Origin of the sequence: Streptomyces sp. TLI_053 (assembly GCF_900105395.1) — a bacterium.
In the GTDB taxonomy this organism is placed as follows: domain Bacteria; phylum Actinomycetota; class Actinomycetes; order Streptomycetales; family Streptomycetaceae; genus Kitasatospora.
Genome location: NZ_LT629775.1, coordinates 3,739,468 through 3,756,407 on the forward strand (window position 1 = coordinate 3,739,468; position 16,940 = coordinate 3,756,407).

General features: G+C 72.9%; 13 protein-coding genes. 3 read left to right on the forward strand and 10 right to left on the reverse strand.

Annotated features, from left to right (window positions below):
• Positions 1-5 precede the first annotated feature (5 nt).
• The 3 genes from BLU95_RS14810 to BLU95_RS14820 all read left to right on the forward strand — a co-directional run bounded on the left by BLU95_RS14810 (position 6) and on the right by BLU95_RS14820 (position 1,880).
• Entirely contained in the window at positions 6-419 is a 414-nt protein-coding gene (locus BLU95_RS14810; RefSeq protein WP_043468791.1) for a roadblock/LC7 domain-containing protein, read from the forward strand.
• Between the two features lie 161 nt (positions 420-580).
• Positions 581-1,315 (forward strand): DUF742 domain-containing protein, encoded by a 735-nt coding sequence (locus tag BLU95_RS14815; protein WP_093860420.1) that lies wholly within the window; start codon positions 581-583, stop codon positions 1,313-1,315.
• Entirely contained in the window at positions 1,296-1,880 is a 585-nt protein-coding gene (locus BLU95_RS14820; RefSeq protein ID WP_045944348.1) for a GTP-binding protein, read from the forward strand. Before BLU95_RS14815 ends, BLU95_RS14820 begins: the two co-directional genes overlap by 20 nt.
• Before the next feature lie 78 nt (positions 1,881-1,958).
• Here BLU95_RS14820 and cimA read toward each other — a convergent pair whose 3' ends face one another.
• The 10 genes from cimA to BLU95_RS14865 all read right to left on the reverse strand — a co-directional run bounded on the left by cimA (position 1,959) and on the right by BLU95_RS14865 (position 16,681).
• The gene (gene cimA, locus BLU95_RS14825; protein ID WP_093860421.1) at positions 1,959-3,602 is read right to left on the reverse strand and encodes a citramalate synthase; all 1,644 of its coding nucleotides are present in this window, start codon (positions 3,600-3,602) and stop codon (positions 1,959-1,961) included.
• A gap of 441 nt (positions 3,603-4,043) precedes the next feature.
• The gene (locus BLU95_RS14830) at positions 4,044-5,156 is read right to left on the reverse strand and encodes a branched-chain amino acid aminotransferase (protein WP_093860422.1); all 1,113 of its coding nucleotides are present in this window, start codon (positions 5,154-5,156) and stop codon (positions 4,044-4,046) included.
• A gap of 219 nt (positions 5,157-5,375) precedes the next feature.
• The gene (locus BLU95_RS14835) at positions 5,376-6,413 is read right to left on the reverse strand and encodes a 3-isopropylmalate dehydrogenase (protein ID WP_093860423.1); all 1,038 of its coding nucleotides are present in this window, start codon (positions 6,411-6,413) and stop codon (positions 5,376-5,378) included.
• Positions 6,414-6,490: 77 nt separating this feature from the next.
• Positions 6,491-7,060: a Uma2 family endonuclease gene (locus tag BLU95_RS14840; RefSeq protein ID WP_093860424.1), complete on the reverse strand. Its 570-nt coding sequence runs from the start codon at positions 7,058-7,060 to the stop codon at positions 6,491-6,493.
• Positions 7,061-7,148: 88 nt separating this feature from the next.
• Positions 7,149-10,550, reverse strand: a complete 3,402-nt coding sequence (locus tag BLU95_RS14845) for a S8 family serine peptidase (RefSeq protein WP_093860425.1) — start codon at positions 10,548-10,550, stop codon at positions 7,149-7,151.
• A gap of 266 nt (positions 10,551-10,816) precedes the next feature.
• Positions 10,817-10,975 (reverse strand): hypothetical protein, encoded by a 159-nt coding sequence (locus BLU95_RS43020; RefSeq protein ID WP_173862054.1) that lies wholly within the window; start codon positions 10,973-10,975, stop codon positions 10,817-10,819.
• A 318-nt stretch (positions 10,976-11,293) separates the two neighbouring features.
• A complete protein-coding gene (gene serA / locus BLU95_RS14850; protein WP_093860426.1) occupies positions 11,294-12,877 on the reverse strand; it encodes a phosphoglycerate dehydrogenase in 1,584 nt (527 codons plus the stop codon).
• Positions 12,878-13,132: 255 nt separating this feature from the next.
• Entirely contained in the window at positions 13,133-14,131 is a 999-nt protein-coding gene (ilvC, locus tag BLU95_RS14855) for a ketol-acid reductoisomerase (protein WP_093860427.1), read from the reverse strand.
• A gap of 136 nt (positions 14,132-14,267) precedes the next feature.
• Positions 14,268-14,792, reverse strand: a complete 525-nt coding sequence (gene ilvN, locus BLU95_RS14860; RefSeq protein ID WP_030392698.1) for an acetolactate synthase small subunit — start codon at positions 14,790-14,792, stop codon at positions 14,268-14,270.
• 35 nt (positions 14,793-14,827) lie between these two features.
• Positions 14,828-16,681, reverse strand: a complete 1,854-nt coding sequence (locus BLU95_RS14865) for an acetolactate synthase large subunit (RefSeq protein ID WP_093860428.1) — start codon at positions 16,679-16,681, stop codon at positions 14,828-14,830.
• Positions 16,682-16,940 lie beyond the last annotated feature (259 nt).

Genomic DNA, 16,940 nt, shown 5'->3' on the forward strand with positions numbered 1-16,940 from the left:
GTCAGATGAGCCAGGCCGCACAGAACCTGAACTGGCTGATCACCAATTTCGTGGACAACACCCCCGGGGTGTCGCACACGGTGGTGGTCTCCGCGGACGGCCTCCTGCTGTGCATGTCCGAGGGTTTCCCCCGCGACCGCGCGGACCAGCTCGCCGCCGTCGCCTCCGGCCTCACCTCCCTCACCACCGGCGCCAGCCGGATCTTCGAGGGCGGCGAGGTCAACCAGACCGTGGTCGAGATGGAGCGGGGCTTCCTCTTCCTGATGGCCGTCAGCGACGGCTCCGCCCTTGCCGTCCTCGCCGCCCCCGACTCCGACATCGGCCTGGTCGGCTACGAGATGGCCCTCCTCGTCGACCGCGCCGGCGCGGTCCTCACCCCCGCACTCCGCGCAGAACTCCAGGGCAGTCTCCTGCACTGACGGTTCGTCGGATACCGTCCAGGTATTCGAAGCACCTCCACGTCCGTCCCGGGCCCGCTTCGGCGGGCTCGGGTTCGGACGTTGTACGGCCTTCGCACCACTGGCTCAGGACTCGTGCCCGAGCTCGCACCGCACCGCCGCACCTTGTGAGGAGAGGAACCGTGACACCGCCCGACGACCGCAGCGGCCAGTACGGCGTTCCGTACCCTGGCACGGGCCACGACGCCTTCGGAACACCCGGCGTCGTCGGCCACGGTCAGCAGTACGGCCAGCCGCTCCCCGGCCAGCAGCAGCAAAGCCAGCAGCACGGCCAGCAGCACGGCCGTCCCTACGGACAGCCGGCCTACGGCCAGCCGTACCCGCCGGGGCAGTACGACCAGTACACCCAGCCCCAGCCCTCGTACGACGCTCCTCCGGCCGGATATCCGGGCGGGGCGGGCGGGCAGCAGTCCGGCCACCTCCCCGGTCGCGGACCGGCTGCCGGGCAGTCGGCCGGGCAGCAGCCCGGCGGACCGTCCCGGTCCGGGTACGACGACTACGAGGACGAGCCGGACAGCGGCCCGCTGATCCGCCCGTTCGCGATGACCGGCGGACGGACCCGGCCCCGGTACGAGCTCGCCCTGGAGGCGCTCGTCTCCGCCGACGTGGATCCGCAGCGACTGGCCACCCTGCTGCCGGAACACCAGCGGATCTGCACCCTGTGCACCGAGGTGAAGTCCGTGGCCGAGGTCTCGGCGCTGCTCTCCCTTCCCCTGGGAGTGGCCCGGATCCTCGTGGCCGACCTGGCCGAGGCCGGCCTCGTCGCCATCCACCAGCCCGCTTCCGGCGGCGAAACCGGAAACCAGCCCGACGTCACGCTGCTCGAAAGGGTCCTCAGTGGACTTCGCAAGCTCTAACGCGGCCGCCCCCACCCGCGCGACCACCTCCGCGAAGATCGTCGTCGCAGGCGGCTTCGGCGTCGGCAAGACCACGCTCGTCGGCGCCGTCTCCGAGATCAACCCCCTGCGCACCGAAGCCGTCATGACCAGCGCCTCCGCCGGCATCGACGACCTCAGCCACGTCTCCGGCAAGACGACCACCACCGTCGCCATGGACTTCGGCCGCATCACCCTCGACGAGGACCTCATCCTCTACCTGTTCGGCACCCCCGGACAGGACCGCTTCTGGTTCATGTGGGACGACCTCGTCCGCGGAGCCATCGGCGCCGTCGTCCTCGTCGACACCCGCCGCCTCGCCGACTGCTTCCCCGCCCTCGACTACTTCGAGAACAGCGGACTCCCCTTCGTCGTCGCCCTCAACGGCTTCGACGGACACCAGCCCCACACCCCCGACGAAGTCCGCGAAGCCCTCCAGCTCAGCACCGAAACACCCGTCATCACGCTGGACGCCCGACGCCGCGACAGCGCCAAGAGCGCCCTCATCACCCTCGTCGAACACGCCCTCCTCGCCCGGCTGCGGTGACCCCGGGGCACCGTTCCACGGCGCACGGCCGCACGGTGCGGCCCGCGGACCCTCCGGTCCCCGGGCCGCACCGTCGTGTCAGCGCGGCGGGCCGCTGACCGGTCCCCGGCCCTGGGCCGCGTCCGGCTCCAGTCCGGCCCGCAGCAGTCCGTAGGTGTAGGCGTCCTCCAGCCCCAGCCAGGAGGCGGCGACCACGTTGTCGGCCACCCCGACCGTGGACCAGGTGGCGGTGCCGTCGGTGGTCTCGATGAGCACCCGGGTCTTGGAGCCGGTGCCGTGCTGGCCCTCCAGGATGCGGACCTTGTAGTCCACCAGCTCCAGCTTGGCCAGCTGCGGGTAGATCCGCTCCAGCGCGGTGCGCAGCGCCTTGTCCAGCGCGTCGACCGGGCCGTTGCCCTCGCCGGTGGCGAGCATCCGCTCACCCTTGGCCCACAGCTTGACCGTCGCCTCGTTGCCTGCGCTGCCGCCCGGGCCCTGCTCGCTGATGGTGCGCCAGGACTCCAGGGCGAAGTAGCGCTCGCGGCTGCCGCGCACCTCGTCGCGCAGCAGCAGCTCGAAGGAGGCGTCGGCGGACTCGTAGGTGTAGCCGAGGTTCTCCTGCTCCTTGACCCTGGCCACCACCCGGCCGGCCAGGTCCCGGTCGGTGGAGAGGTCGTAGCCGAGCTCCTTGCCCTTGAGCTCAACGGAGGCGCGGCCGGCCATGTCGGAGACCAGCATCCGCATGGTGTTGCCGACCGTCTCCGGGTCGATGTGCTGGTAGAGGTCCGGGTCGACCTTGATCGCCGAGGCGTGCAGTCCGGCCTTGTGCGCGAAGGCCGAGAAGCCGACGTAGGGCTGGTGGGTGGAGGGGGCGAGGTTGACCACCTCGGCGATCGCGTGCGAGATCCGGGTCATCTCGGCGAGGCTGCCGGGCGGCAGCACCCGGCGGTCGCACTTCAGCTCCAGCGCGCCGACCACCGGGAAGAGGTTGGCGTTGCCGACCCGCTCGCCGTAGCCGTTGGCGGTGCACTGGACGTGGGTGGCGCCGGCCTCGACCGCCGCCAGGGTGTTGGCGACGGCGCAGCCGGTGTCGTCCTGGGCGTGGATGCCGAGCCGGGCGCCGGTCGCGGCGAGCACGTCGGCGACGGTGTCGCGCACGCCGGAGGGCAGCATCCCGCCGTTGGTGTCGCAGAGCACCACCACCTCGGCGCCGGCCTCGTGGGCGGTGCGGACCACGGCCAGGGCGTAGTCCCGGTTCGCCCGGTAGCCGTCGAAGAAGTGCTCGCAGTCGATGAAGACCCGGCGTCCCTGCGCCCGCAGGTGGGCGACGCTGTCCCGGACCATCTCCAGGTTCTCGTCCAGGGTGGTGCGCAGCGCCAGTTCGACGTGCCGGTCGTGGGACTTGGCGACCAGGGTGATCACCGGTGCGCCGGAGTTGACCAGGGCGGCCAGCTGCGGGTCGTCCGCGGCGCTGCCGCCGGCCCGCCGGGTGGCGCCGAAGGCGACCAGCCGGGCGTGCCGGAGGTCGAGCTCCTCGGCGGCGCGGGCGAAGAACTCGGTGTCCCGGGGGTTGGCTCCGGGCCAGCCGCCCTCGATGAAGCCGACGCCGAACTCGTCCAGGTGCCGCGCGATGGCGAGCTTGTCGGCCACCGTGAGGTTGATGCCCTCGCGCTGGGCGCCGTCGCGCAGGGTGGTGTCGAAAACGTGGAAGGCGTCGTCGGGGAGGTTGCTCGCCTGGGTCATGACCCTGGGTCTCCGTTCCGGGAGGTCCGTCTACTGCTCTGCCGGTTCTGATTCCGGCTCCACTGTCCAGCATCCCGCGCGCACCCGGTGTCCCTCGGCCCCTTGTGGGGGCTCCGGCCGGTCCGGGGGAAACAAAAAGACCCCTCGCGGGTGCGAGAGGTCTGCGCGCGGGTCTGGACGCTGGTGGTCGCTCCGCATCGGGTGGTGCGGAAGCGGTCACTGCGGACCGGCGCGCCTGCTGCTAATAATCAGCGAAAGCGAGGACACGTCGGCAGTCTGGCACATCGTCCGCGCCGCGGCCCGCCCGTCTCGGCATCCGGAACGAGCGCGCCGGGGCGGGCGGGTCACGACGAGCGGGTCACGGCGGCCGGGCCCCGGGTGACCGGGCCGGGCCGGAGCGGCCGGGCGGGCCGCAGGAGCGGCCCGCCCGGAGCGGGGGGATCAGACGATCCGGTGCAGCCAGCCGTGGGTGTCGGGGGCCTGGCCGCCCTGGATCGCGAGCAGGGAGCGGCGCAGCTCCATGGTGACCGGGCCGGGCTCGCCGGCACCGACGGTCCAGTCGCCGCCGCGGGACTTCACCGAGCCGACCGGGGTGATCACGGCGGCGGTGCCGCAGGCGAAGACCTCGGTCAGGGTGCCGTCGGCGTTGCCCCGCTTCCACTCCTCGGTGGAGATCTTCCGCTCCTCGACCGCGTAACCGAGGTCGCCGGCGAGCTGCAGCAGCGAGTCACGGGTGATGCCGGGCAGCAGGGCGCCGGACAGCTCGGGGGTGACGATCCGGGCGTCCTCGCCCTCGCCGAACACGAAGTAGAGGTTCATGCCGCCCATCTCCTCGATCCACCGGTGCTCGGCGGCATCGAGCCAGACGACCTGGTCGCAGCCCTTCGCGGCGGCCTCGGCCTGGGCGACCAGCGAGGCGGCGTAGTTGCCGGCGCACTTGGCGGCACCGGTGCCGCCCGGGGCGGCGCGCACGTAGTCCTCGGAGAGCCAGACCGAGACCGGCTTGACGCCGCCCGGGAAGTAGGCGCCGGCCGGGGAGGCAATGATCATGAAGAGGTAGGAGTTGGCGGGCCGGACACCCAGGCCGACCTCGGTGGCGAACATGAACGGCCGCAGGTAGAGGCTCTGCTCCGGCTCGTTCGGGACCCAGGCCTGCTCCTGCTGGACCAGCAGCTCGACGGCCTCGACGAAGGCCTCGACCGGCAGCTCCGGCATCGCCAGCCGGCGGGCCGAGGCCTGGAAGCGCTGCGCGTTGGCCTCCGGGCGGAAGGTCGCGATCGAGCCGTCCGCCTGGCGGTAGGCCTTGAGGCCCTCGAAGATCGCCTGGCCGTAGTGCAGGGTCATGTTGGCCGGGTCCATCTCGATCGGCGCGTAGGGCGCCAGCTGGGCGTCGTGCCAGCCCACGCCCTCGGTCCAGCGGATGGTGACCATGTGGTCGGTGAACACGCGCCCGAAGCCCGGGTTGGCCAGCCGGGCCTCGCGCTCCGCCTGGGGCAGCGGGTGCGCGGAGGGCTTGAGGTCGAACGTGATGGGCGCCTGGGTGGGCGTGCTCATGGCTGTGTGTCCTTCACCGTGGGGTTGGTCAGGGCCGCCTCCGCCGGTGCTCGTCCCGGACTCACGCTCCGGTACGGACGCACGACGGCACGGCCCACTGTCGATACTCGCATCCAGAGGGCCGTGCCGAACAGTCGCGGACTCCTTGGAGAACCGCAAGCTGCCGTTATGGGGTCCGGCCCACCGGGCCGGAACACCGTTTGTCGGGGTCCCGGCCTCCTAGGCGGATACTCGGGCGGCGAGCGCGTCGCCGACCTGGGAGGTGGTACGGGTGCCGGTGCGCTCGGTGAGGTCCGCGGCGACCGCGGCCTCGATCCGGGCGGCCTCGGCGGCGTACCCGAGGTGGTCGAGCAGCATGGCGACCGACAGCACGGTGGCGGTCGGGTCGGCCTTGCCCTGGCCGGCGATGTCCGGGGCCGAGCCGTGCACGGGCTCGAACATCGACGGGAAGGCGCCGCTCGGGTTGATGTTGCCGCTGGCGGCCAGGCCGATCCCGCCGGTGACGGCGGCGGCCAGGTCGGTCAGGATGTCGCCGAACAGGTTGTCGGTCACGATGACGTCGAACCGCTCGGGCTGGGTGACGAAGAAGATGGTCGCCGCGTCGACGTGCAGGTAGTCGGTGGTGACCTCGGGGAACTCGGTGCCGACCTGCTCGAAGATCCGGGTCCACAGGTGGCCGGCGTGCACCAGCACGTTGTTCTTGTGCACCAGGGTGAGCTTCTTGCGCGGGCGCGCCTGCGCCCGGCGGTAGGCGTCGCGCACCACGCGCTCGATGCCGAAGGCGGTGTTGAGGCTGACCTCGGTGGCCACCTCCTGCTCGGTACCGGTGCGCAGCGAGCCGCCGTTGCCGACGTACGGGCCCTCGGTGCCCTCGCGGACGACCACGAAGTCGATCTCCGGCTCGCCGGCCAGCGGCGACTTCACGCCCGGGAAGAGCCGACCCGGCCGGAGGTTGATGTGGTGGTCGAAGGCGAACCGCAGCTTCAGCAGCAGCCCCCGCTCCAGCACACCGGACGGCACGCTCGGGTCGCCGATGGCGCCGAGCAGGATCGCGTCGTGGGCCTTGAGCTCCGCCAGGACGCTGTCCGGGAGGGTCTCACCGGTCCGGTGGTAGCGCCGGGCGCCGAGGTCGAACTCGGTGCTCTCCAGCTTCACATCGGCGGGAAGCGCAGCCTCCAGGACCTTGAGGCCCTCGGCCACCACTTCCTGGCCGATACCGTCACCGGGGACTACTGCGAGACGAATCGTGCGAGACATGTTCGGAGGCTACGCCGATGTCCCAGAGCCTGACATCCGGCGTCCACCATCCGGACAGCGGCCCCGATCGGAACGGATCAGGTGAGATCGATGTCGACCGGAAACGGCCGGTCCACCTTCAGCTGCTTGTGGTGGATCCCGGTCAGCCCGTAGAGCCCGGTGGCCGGGTCGATCTCGTAGGTGTGGACCACGGGCCGCCCCTCGTCGCACTCGACCCGCCAGAAGTGGGGGATGCCGGCGGCGGCGTACTTGCGCGGCTTGACTTCGCGGTCGCGCTCCCCGGACTCCTGGGAGACGACCTCGACGACGAGCAGGACGTCCTTCGCGTGGCAGAAGGTCTGATCGGGCCCGGTGTCCGCGGCGAGGTCGACGACCATCACGTCGGGCTCCGGGCGGTTGCGGTGGTCCAGCTTCAGCCCCATACGGCACCAGACCTCCCAACCCTCCGGCACCTGTTCGTCCAAGTGCCGGTCCAGGTCTCCGACCGTCCGCGCGTGGAAGCGGGTCTGGGGCGCGCTGAAGACCAGGCCGCCGAACAACAATTCGGTGTGCGGTGGAAGGTCGGGCAGCCGGTCGAGGCTGTCGGCGGTGTGCCCCTCGATCGGTGGGCGGAGCCAAACCGGGTACTGCTCCGAGAGAGCCTCCATCGCTCCAGCTTCGCGAACGGGCGCGGTCTGGTTCGGCCTTTCTCCCGAACGGGGGAGCGTGCGGCCGGTGCCGCACGCTCCCCCGGGGTCACGGCAGGGTCAGGATCTGGCTGCGGCGGCCCTCCGGGTTGAGGTGGTGGAGCAGCAGCACCCGGGAGCGGTCGCCGTCGGTGCGGCGGATGTCCAGCAGGGTGGCGGCGTGGACGGGGGCGGCCAGGGCGGTGGGGCCGCCGGGGCCGGTGCGGATGTCGACGGCGGGGTGCAGGACGTCCACGGCGAGGGTGGGACGGGTGCCGCGCAGGCCGATCGCGGAGAAGGCGTCGGCCGGGTCCCGCCCGGCGCCGGCCAGGCCGGTCCACACCGCGTAGTGGACCGTGCTGTGCCCGGCCCGGACGCCCGGGAGGGCGGAGAGCCGGACCGGCAGCACCACCGTGTCGGAGTCCAGCAGCGCGGTGTCGGTGTCCCCCCAGCGGGCGTTCAGCGGCTGGACGTCGAGTTCGGCGCCGGTGCGGGCGTCCACCGTCCGGGCCACCAGGACGTCGCTGCCGCGCATCCGGTCGGCCCGGACCACCACGTCGGTGACGCCGTCGCCGTCGGTGTCCAGCGAGGCCCGGACGCCGAACAGCCCGACCGGGGTGGCGGCCGGGGCCCACACCTGGGCGCCGAGGTAGAGCCGGCCCTCGGCGAGCGGGTCCCCGGCGACGGTGGGCGCGTCGGTGGCGGCGCCGACGGCCCTCAGGTCGGCCGCGCGGTCGCCGGGGCGCTCCACGCAGACGTCCCTCAGGTGCTCGGCCTCCTCGGTGCTGCCCTCCGGCACGAAGCCCGCGCCGGGCCCGACGGCCGCCCCGCTGTCCGGCGGGCAGTCCGCCCAGCGGGTGCCCTCCCCGCCGAGCGCGAAGGCGCTGAGCAGGCCGGGCGCGTCACCGGGCGCGTCGGTGCCGGTGAACGCGACCACGGCCCCGGAGCGGGTGGTGCGGACCGGGGCGGTGGCGGCCAGGTCGGTGGCCGGGCGGGGGGCCGCGAACAGCGGCACCCGCAGACCGGGGACGGCCGGGTCGTCCGGGGTCAGCAGCAGCCGGCCGGAGAGCTCGCCCCGGTAGCTGCGGGCCCGGCCGCCCTGGACGGTGGCGATCGTCGGGTCCGGGGCGCGGCCGAGCGCGCCGGGCACGCTCAGGGTGACCCGGACCCGGGCGGTGCCGCCGGGCGGCAGCTCGACCCGGTCGGGCGCGAGCTCGAAACGGGCGCCGGGCAGTTCGGTGGCGGCCGCGTAGCCGGTCCGGTAGGCGACCGGGGCGGCGGACAGGTTGCGGACCTCGACCTCGCGCACCTGGGCCAGCGGCCCGGTGACGGCGACCGGGCCGAAGGAGACGCCGACGGCGCCCTCCACCGCGCCCTCCCCCGCCGCGTAGGCGACGGCCGGGGTGCGGACGGCCCGGTCGACGGCGGCCCGGCCGGCGCCGGTGCGCTCGGGCCCGTAGACCGGGCCGGTGCCGCCGTCGCCGAGCCAGGTGTCCCCGGCGGTGTTCATCAGCGCGGCCTTGACCTGCTCGACGGTCCAGCCGGGGTGGGCCGCGCGGACCAGCGCGGCCAGGCCGGCGGCGTGCGGGGTGGCCATCGAGGTGCCGTCCTCGCGCTGGCCGCCGGTGCCGCTGCCGACCCGGGCCGACCAGATGGTCTCGCCGGGGGCGGCGAGGTCCGGCTTGACCACCCCGGGCACCCCGATGCCGCGGGAGGTGAAGTCGGTGAGGGTGTCGAGCCGCTGCGGCTGGTCCTGGGCGACGACACCGTGCAGCGGGTTGCCGGGCGCGGCGAGGCGGACGCGGACCGGGCCGGCGGCGGCGCCCGCGCGGAGCCGTTCGCCGTCGGCACGGGCGAGCAGGGCCAGCGGGACCCGGTCGTTGCCGGCGATCTCGGCGAGGTGGTCGTCGTCGGCGGCGAGCAGGGCGCCGAGGGCCCCGGCCTCGGCGACGTGGTCGGCGCGCGGGCCCGAGCCGCAGGCGCGCTCGGACTCCCGGGTGCTCCAGGCGAGCACGGCGATCCGCCCGGCGATCCGCTTCCGGTCGGCCTCGGAGAAGGCCGTGCAGCCGTCCCGCTGGTCGGCGGGCAGGGCGAGCTCCCCGGCCACGTCGGCGGTGGACCAGTCCTGGTAGCGGGCGCTCCAGTGGGCCGGCACGACCCCGGCGAGCGGCTGCGGGTCGAGCACGGTGAGGCCGTCGGCGTCACTGTGCGGGTCGACCGAGGCGGCGACCGCGAGCGCCCTGGCGGCGGTGCCGGGGCTGCCGCCGATGGCGTACACGTCGCCCTCGTTGCCGGCGGCGGCGACCACCACGGTGCCGAGCGCGGCGAGCCGGTCGACGGCGAGGGCGTCGGCGTCGTCGGTGGCGCCGAAGCGGCTGCCGAGCGAGAGGTTGAGGACGTCGAGCCGGTCGCTCGGGTCGCCGTCGCCGTCCGGGTCGGCGGCCAGGTCGAGGGCCTCGCCGAGCTGGTCGGTGGAGCCGTCGCAGCCGAACACCCGGATCGCGTACAGCTGGGCGCCGGGCGCGGCACCGGGGCCGACCCGGAAGCCGCCCGGGTCCAGGCCGGGCCGGTAGGGGCCCCGGTAGGGCTGTCCGTCGGTGGTGACGCCGAGGCCGGCGGCGGTGCCGGCCACATGGGTGCCGTGGCCGTTGCGGACGCAGTCGATCGGGTTCTCGTCCGGGTGCGGCTCGGGCTGGTAGTGCGGGGAGGACGGATCGGGCTGGTAGTCGTCGCCGACCAGGTCGCGGCCGCCGGACACCTTGGCGCTCGGGAAGAGTCCGGCCGGCGCGGGCTTCGCCCCGTCGACCGAGCGGAACGCCTCCTCGGTGCCGGGACCGCCGAAGTCGGCGTGGGTGTAGTCGATGCCGCTGTCCGCGATGCCGATCCGCACGCCCCGGCCGGTGTCACCGCCGTCCGGGCCGCCGTCGGAGGAGCCGCCGGTCCAGACCTCGGGCGCGCCGGTGACCGGCACCGAGTGGGCGTTGTCCCGCCGCTTGCGGACGATCGGGTGCACGGCCGCGACCCCGGGCAGGGTGCGCAGCGCGGGCAGCCGGTCGGCGGGGGCGTTGACGGCGAGCCCGGTGACCAGGGTGCGGGTGCGGTAGAGCTCCCGGGCGGCGGGGACGGCTTCGTGGACGGCGGCGGCCAGGCGGTCCAGCGCCGTGGAGGCGCGGGTCCGCTGGGCGGCGCCGGCCCGGGCCGCCTCGCCGCGGACGGCCTCCGGGGAGCGCCGGCCGCGCCGGGCCTCGTCCCCGGCCCGGCGCCAGGCGGGGGCGACCGGTTCGGTGGCGAGTTCCAGCAGGACGGCGACGGGTCCGGCGGCGGAGCGGCCCGGCGGGGCCGACGGTGATGCCGGGGACGTCGGCGGGCTGCCGGTGGCCGGGGCGGCCCCGGTGAGCAGGGCCGGTCCGGCGAGCAGGGTGAGCGTCAGGCCGAGCCGGGCAAGCGGTCGGCGGACGACGGGATGGCGCATGGTCCTCTCCCCCGGCCGGGGGAACTGATCCGCATCCGGTGCCGCTGACGCCCGCCCGCGCGGCCGTCGATCACCCTTCCGGGGGCCCCAAATTAGGAATATCGCGCCGGTCGGGGCGAGCAACTTCCACCGAACGGCGGCAACTTGCACTCCTGGGGGTGACCCTCCGTCAGTCCGTCCGGCCCATTCGGCGGATGAACGCCGAACGGGCCGGAGGCGGCCCGTCGGAGCCGGCCGCCAGGGGGCCGCCGGTCAGTGGCGGCCGGTCAGTGACCGGTCGCGCCGCCGTTGTCGCGGCGGTCCAGCGCCCGCTGGAGCGCGGCGGCGGCGAAGGGGTTCGGCTCGACGGCCCGGCGGCGGCGGGGGGCGCGGGTCTGCGGGGCGGCGGGGGCGGAAGCGGCGTGGCGGTCGGCGGTCGGGGGCATACCGGGGCTCCTTGGTTCGATACGCGCCGTGGGGACGGACGCGGCGGTGGGGAGGAGGGGGGTACACCGGGCAGGGGTCTCCCGCCCATCGGGTGCGGACGCGCGCACGGGCCGGACGCCCTGGCTGCAGGGGCGGCACACCGTGCGGCTGACTCCACGGTACGACCCGCGCACGGCGGTGTCTGCACGAATACTTGGATTTCCTACTATCTGAGACGGGCGTCACCCGGAGGAACGCGCCAGGGCCCGGACCACCGTGCGAACGGCGGTCCGGGCCCTGGTCAGAAGCGGTGCGGGGTGGTGCGGGGTGGTGCGGGATCAGGCGCCGAGGTCGACCGAACGCGCGAAGCGGGCACCGATCTCGGCCGCGATCGCCGCCAGCACCTCCTGCGGGATCTCGCTGTCCACGGTGAGGGAGGCGAGCGCGCCGCTGCCGTCGCGGGCGACCTGCATGCCGGCGATGTTGATGCCGGCGTCGCCGAGGTGGCGGCCGAGGACGCCGACCACGCCGGGCCGGTCCTCGTACTTGAAGAAGGCCATGTGGTCGGTGAGCGCCACGTCCACGTCGAAGGCGTCCACACCGACGATCTTCTGGACCTGCTTGGGGCCGGCCAGCGTGCCGGAGATGGCGATCTCCTCGCCGTCCGCGAGGGTGCCGCGCACGGTGATGACGTTGCGGTGCTCGGGGCTCTCGCTGGAGGTGGTCAGCCGCACCTCGACACCGCGCTCCTGGGCGAACAGCGGGGCGTTGACGTAGGACACCGTCTCCGCCACGACGTCCTCGAACACACCCTTGAGGGCGGACAGTTCGAGCACCTTGACGTCGTGCTGGGTGATCTCGCCGCGCACCTCGACGTCGAGCCGGACGGCGACCTCGCCCGCCAGCGCGGTGAAGATCCGGCCGAGCTTCTCGGCCAGCGGCAGGCCCGGCCGGACGTCCTCGGCGATCACGCCGCCCTGGACGTTGACCGCGTCCGGCACCAGCTCGCCGGCCAGCGCCAGGCGGACCGACTTCGCGACGGCGATGCCGGCCTTCTCCTGGGCCTCGTCGGTGGAGGCGCCCAGGTGCGGGGTGGCCACCACGTTGTCGAGGGCGAACAGCGGCGAGTCGGTGCACGGCTCCTTGGCGTACACGTCCAGACCGGCGCCGGCCACCCGGCCGTCGCGCAGGGCGCTGAGCAGCGCCGCCTCGTCGACGATGCCGCCGCGGGCGGCGTTGACGATCCGCACCGTCGGCTTGACCTTGTGCAGCGCCTCGTCGCCGATCAGGCCGATGGTCTCCGGGGTCTTCGGGAGGTGGACGGTGATGAAGTCCGAGACCTCCAGCAGCTCCTCCAGCGAGACCAGCTTGACGCCCATCTGCGCGGCGCGGGCGGCCTGGATGTAGGGGTCGTACGCGACGATCTTCATGCCGAACGCGGACATCCGCTGGGCGACCAGGACGCCGATCCGGCCGAGGCCGACCACGCCGAGGACCTTCTCGCTGAGCTCGACGCCGGTGTACTTGTTGCGCTTCCACTCGCCGCCCTTGAGCGCGGCGTTGGCCGGCGCGATGTTGCGGGCGACGGAGATCAGCAGGCCGCAGGCGAGTTCGGCGGCGGTGACGATGTTGGAGGTCGGCGCGTTCACGACCATGACGCCGGCCTTGGTGGCGGCGGAGACGTCCACATTGTCGAGGCCGACGCCGGCGCGGGCGACCACCTTGAGCCTGCGGGCCGCGGCCAGCGCCTCGGCGTCGACCTTGGTGGCGGAGCGGACCAGGACGGCGTCCACGTCCGCGATGGCGGTCAGCAGCTCGGTGCGGTCCGCACCGTTGCAGTGCCGGATCTCGAAGTCCGGGCCGAGGGCGTCGACGGTGGCGGGCGACAGCTCTTCGGCGATCAGTACGACGCCAGATTTCACAGGTGTAGCAGCGCTCACGACAGTGTGTCCTTAACTGTCCGGTTCTCCCCGGATCCGGGCACGAGGGTGGCCTTGCCGGGCGGGGGGAAGGTGGCATGCCGCGTAGCTAGACGCACGACGCTGTGGGCCTGACGCGCACTCGGAAGTGTATCGACGGGCTGGGTACCAGGCTGCTCCCGTCCGGCAAAATCACCCGGACGGGAGCCGCCTTGTTGTACAAGGGGGATACAAACCCGCGAGGGCTCCCCCGAGGCCTTACGCCTCTTCCTTGACCCAGCTCATCAGCTTGCGGAGCTTCTTGCCGGTGGTCTCCAGCAGGTGGTCCTCGTCGGCCTTCTTGTACTCGTTGTACTTGGGCAGACCGGCCTTGTACTCGGCGATCCAGGTGTTGGCGAAGGTGCCGTCCTGGATCTCGGTGAGGACCTTCTTCATCTCGGCCTTGGTGTCGGCGGTGATGATCCGCGGGCCGGTGACGTAGTCGCCCCACTCGGCGGTCTCGGAGACCGACCAGCGCATCTTCTCCAGGCCGCCCTCGTACATCAGGTCGACGATGAGCTTCAGCTCGTGCAGGCACTCGAAGTAGGCGATCTCCGGCTGGTAACCGGCCTCGACCAGGGTCTCGAAACCGGCCTTCACCAGGGCGGCGGTGCCACCGCAGAGGACGGCCTGCTCACCGAACAGGTCGGTCTCGGTCTCCTCGGTGAAGGTGGTCTTGATGACGCCGGCCTTGGTGGCGCCCAGGCCCTTGGCGTAGGACAGCGCCAGGTCGAAGGCCTTGCCGGAGGCGTCCTGCTCGACCGCGACGATCGCGGGGACGCCGCGGCCCTCCTCGTACTGGCGGCGGACCAGGTGGCCCGGGCCCTTCGGAGCGACCATGCAGACGTCGACGTCGGCCGGGGGCTTGATGAAGCCGAAGCGGATGTTCAGGCCGTGGCCGAAGAACAGGGCGTCGCCGGCCTTCAGGTGCGGGGCGATGTCGGCCTCGTAGACGTCCGCCTGGATCGGGTCCGGCACCAGGATCATGATGACGTCGGCCTCGGCCGCGGCCTCGGCGGGGGTGACCACGCGCAGGCCGGCCTCCTCGGCCTTGGCACGGGACTTGGACTCCGGCTTCAGGCCGACCCGGACGTCCGCGCCCGAGTCGCGCAGGGACAGCGCGTGGGCGTGGCCCTGGCTGCCGTAGCCGATGACCGCGACCTTGCGGCCCTGGATGATGGACAGGTCGGCGTCGTCTTCGTAGAACAGCTCGGCCACGGGGGCACATCTCCTTGCGAGTGGTTTGCCGGGTCTGCGGTGGTTCCTACCGTATGCGGATCCGGCGTCGGGGTGGGGCGGTGCTTCAGGGTTTGAGACGGCGGCGCGTCCCGGAAGGGCGAGGACCGGTCGGGTCCTAGGCGCTGCGGTCGAGGGCGCGCAGCGAGCGGTCCGTGATCGAACGGGCGCCGCGCCCGATGGCGACCAGGCCGGACTGGACCAACTCCTTGATGCCGTAGGGCTCCAGCATCCGGAGCATGGCCTCCAGCTTGTCCGAGCTGCCGGTGGCCTCGATGGTCACCGCGTCCGGGGACACGTCGACCGTCTTGGCGCGGAACAGCTGGACGATCTCGACGATCTGCGACCGGGTGTCGTTGTCGGCGCGGACCTTCACCAGGACCAGTTCCCGCTGGATCGCAGCGGACTGGTCGAGTTCGACGATCTTTATCACGTTGACGAGCTTGTTGAGCTGCTTGGTGACCTGTTCCAACGGGAGGTCCTCGACGTTGACCACGATGGTCATCCGGGAGATGTCCGGGTGCTCGGTCGGGCCGACGGCGAGGGAGTCGATGTTGAAGCCCCGACGGGAGAACAGCGCGGCGATCCGGGCGAGCACGCCGGGCTTGTTCTCGACCAGGACGGAGAGGGTGTGCTTGGACATGGGTCGTGGGTTCCCTTGGTCGTTCCGGAAGGGGCTCAGTCGAGGTCGTCGCCGAAGTCGGGACGGACGCCGCGGGCGAACTGGATCTCGTCGTTGCTGGTGCCGGCCGCGACCATCGGCCAGACCATGGCGTCCTGGTGGACGATGAAGTCGATGACCACCGGGCGGTCGTCGATCTCCATCGCCTGCTTGATCACCGCGTCGAGGTCCTCGGGGCGCTCGCAGCGCAGACCGACGCAGCCCATCGCCTCGGCGAGCAGGACGAAGTCGGGGATCCGGGTGCCCTGGGCCGGCGGCTCGATGCCGTCGTGGCCCGGGCCGGCGTGCAGCACGGTGTTGGAGTAGCGCTGGTTGTAGAACAGCGTCTGCCACTGCCGGACCATGCCCAGCGAGCCGTTGTTGATGACCGCGACCTTGATCGGGATGTCGTTCAGGGCGCAGGTGACCAGCTCCTGGTTGGTCATCTGGAAGCAGCCGTCGCCGTCGATCGCCCAGACCGCGGCCTCCGGCCGGCCGGCCTTGGCGCCCATCGCGGCCGGCACCGCGTAGCCCATGGTCCCGGCGCCGCCGGAGTTGAGCCAGGTGCCCGGCTTCTCGAACCGGATGAACTGCGAGCTCCACATCTGGTGCTGGCCGACGCCCGCCGCGTAGACGGCGTCCGGGCCGACCAGCCGGCCGATCCGCTCGATCACCTGCTGCGGGGAGAGCTCGCCGCCGGGGGCGGGCTCGTAGCCGACCGGGTAGGTGGTCTTCCACTCGTCGAGCCGCTCCCACCAGTCGCCGTAGTCGCCCTTGTGGCCGGCGTCGAACTCGGCCTGGACGGCGACGATCAGGTCGGCCAGCACCTCGCGGGCGTCACCGACGATCGGCACGTCCGCCGGGCGGTTCTTGCCGATCTCGGCTGGGTCGATGTCCGCGTGGACGACCTTGGCGTACGGCGCGAAGCTGTCCAGCTTGCCGGTGACCCGGTCGTCGAAGCGGGCGCCGAGGGTGAAGAGCAGGTCGGCCTTCTGGAGCGCGGTGACGGCCGGGACGGAGCCGTGCATGCCGGGCATGCCCAGGTGCTGCGGGTGGCTGTCCGGGAAGGCGCCGAGCGCCATCAGGGTGGTGACGACCGGGGCGCCGGTCAGCTCGGCCAGGATGCGCAGCTCGGCCGTGGCGCCGGCCTTGACGACGCCGCCGCCGACGTACAGGACCGGGCGCTTGGCGGTGACCAGCATCTTGGCCGCTTCGCGGATCTGCTTGGCGTGCGGCTTGGTCACCGGGCGGTAGCCGGGCAGCGAGGTCTCGACCGGCCAGCGGAAGGTGGTGGTGGCCTGCAGGGCGTCCTTGGCGATGTCGACCAGGACCGGTCCGGGGCGGCCGGTGGCGGCGATGTGGAACGCCTCGGCGATCACCCGGGGGATCTCGGCCGGGTCGGTGACCAGGTAGTTGTGCTTGGTGATCGGCATCGTGATGCCGCAGATGTCGGCCTCCTGGAAGGCGTCCGTGCCGATCGCCTTGGAGGTGACCTGGCCGGTGATGGCGACGATCGGCACCGAGTCCATGTAGGCGTCGGCGATCGGGGTGACCAGGTTGGTCGCACCCGGACCGGAGGTCGCCATGCAGACGCCGACCCGGCCGGTGGCCTGCGCGTAGCCGGTGGCGGCGTGGCCGGCGCCCTGCTCGTGACGGACCAGGATGTGGCGCACCTTGGTGGAGTCCATCAGCGGGTCGTACGCGGGAAGGATGGCCCCGCCCGGGATACCGAAGACGGTGTCCGCACCGACGGCCTCCAGCGAGCGGATGAGCGACTGGGCGCCGGTCATGGTCTCGACGACGTGCTGAGGAGCGGGAGCGTGGGCGGCCGGGGTGTCCCCGCGGCGGGGGGATGCGGCGTGCTCGGTCATCTGCCTGTCTCTTCTCGGTTCTGGCCGGCCCGGTGGTTTGCGGGCCCCGGGGGGTCGAGGGTGGGGTCCCGCTTGCGGGCCGATCGCCGGCTCTGCCCCAATCGTCCCTTTCGCGGGGCCACGGGGCCAGGGGTCTTGCGGTGGTGGAACAGCGTCGGTGCAACAAAAAACCCCTCGTGCCCAAGGGCATGCGAGGGGTGGCGCGTCGGTCTGTCACGAACGGGGCAGGGCCCGCTCAGCCGACGCGCCCGCCAAGTAC

Bases quoted from the DNA above. Each gene is read 5' to 3' on its own strand.
- BLU95_RS14810 (WP_043468791.1), top strand. From the start codon at position 6: ATGAGCCAGGCCGCACAGAACCTGAACTGGCTGATCACCAATTTCGTG.
- cimA (WP_093860421.1), bottom strand. From the start codon at position 3,602: ATGACCCAGGCGAGCAACCTCCCCGACGACGCCTTCCACGTTTTCGAC.
- BLU95_RS14830 (WP_093860422.1), bottom strand. From the start codon at position 5,156: ATGAGCACGCCCACCCAGGCGCCCATCACGTTCGACCTCAAGCCCTCC.
- BLU95_RS14835 (WP_093860423.1), bottom strand. From the start codon at position 6,413: ATGTCTCGCACGATTCGTCTCGCAGTAGTCCCCGGTGACGGTATCGGC.
- BLU95_RS14840 (WP_093860424.1), bottom strand. From the start codon at position 7,060: ATGGAGGCTCTCTCGGAGCAGTACCCGGTTTGGCTCCGCCCACCGATC.
- BLU95_RS14845 (WP_093860425.1), bottom strand. From the start codon at position 10,550: ATGCGCCATCCCGTCGTCCGCCGACCGCTTGCCCGGCTCGGCCTGACG.
- BLU95_RS43020 (WP_173862054.1), bottom strand. From the start codon at position 10,975: ATGCCCCCGACCGCCGACCGCCACGCCGCTTCCGCCCCCGCCGCCCCG.
- ilvN (WP_030392698.1), bottom strand. From the start codon at position 14,792: ATGTCCAAGCACACCCTCTCCGTCCTGGTCGAGAACAAGCCCGGCGTG.
- BLU95_RS14865 (WP_093860428.1), bottom strand. From the start codon at position 16,681: ATGACCGAGCACGCCGCATCCCCCCGCCGCGGGGACACCCCGGCCGCC.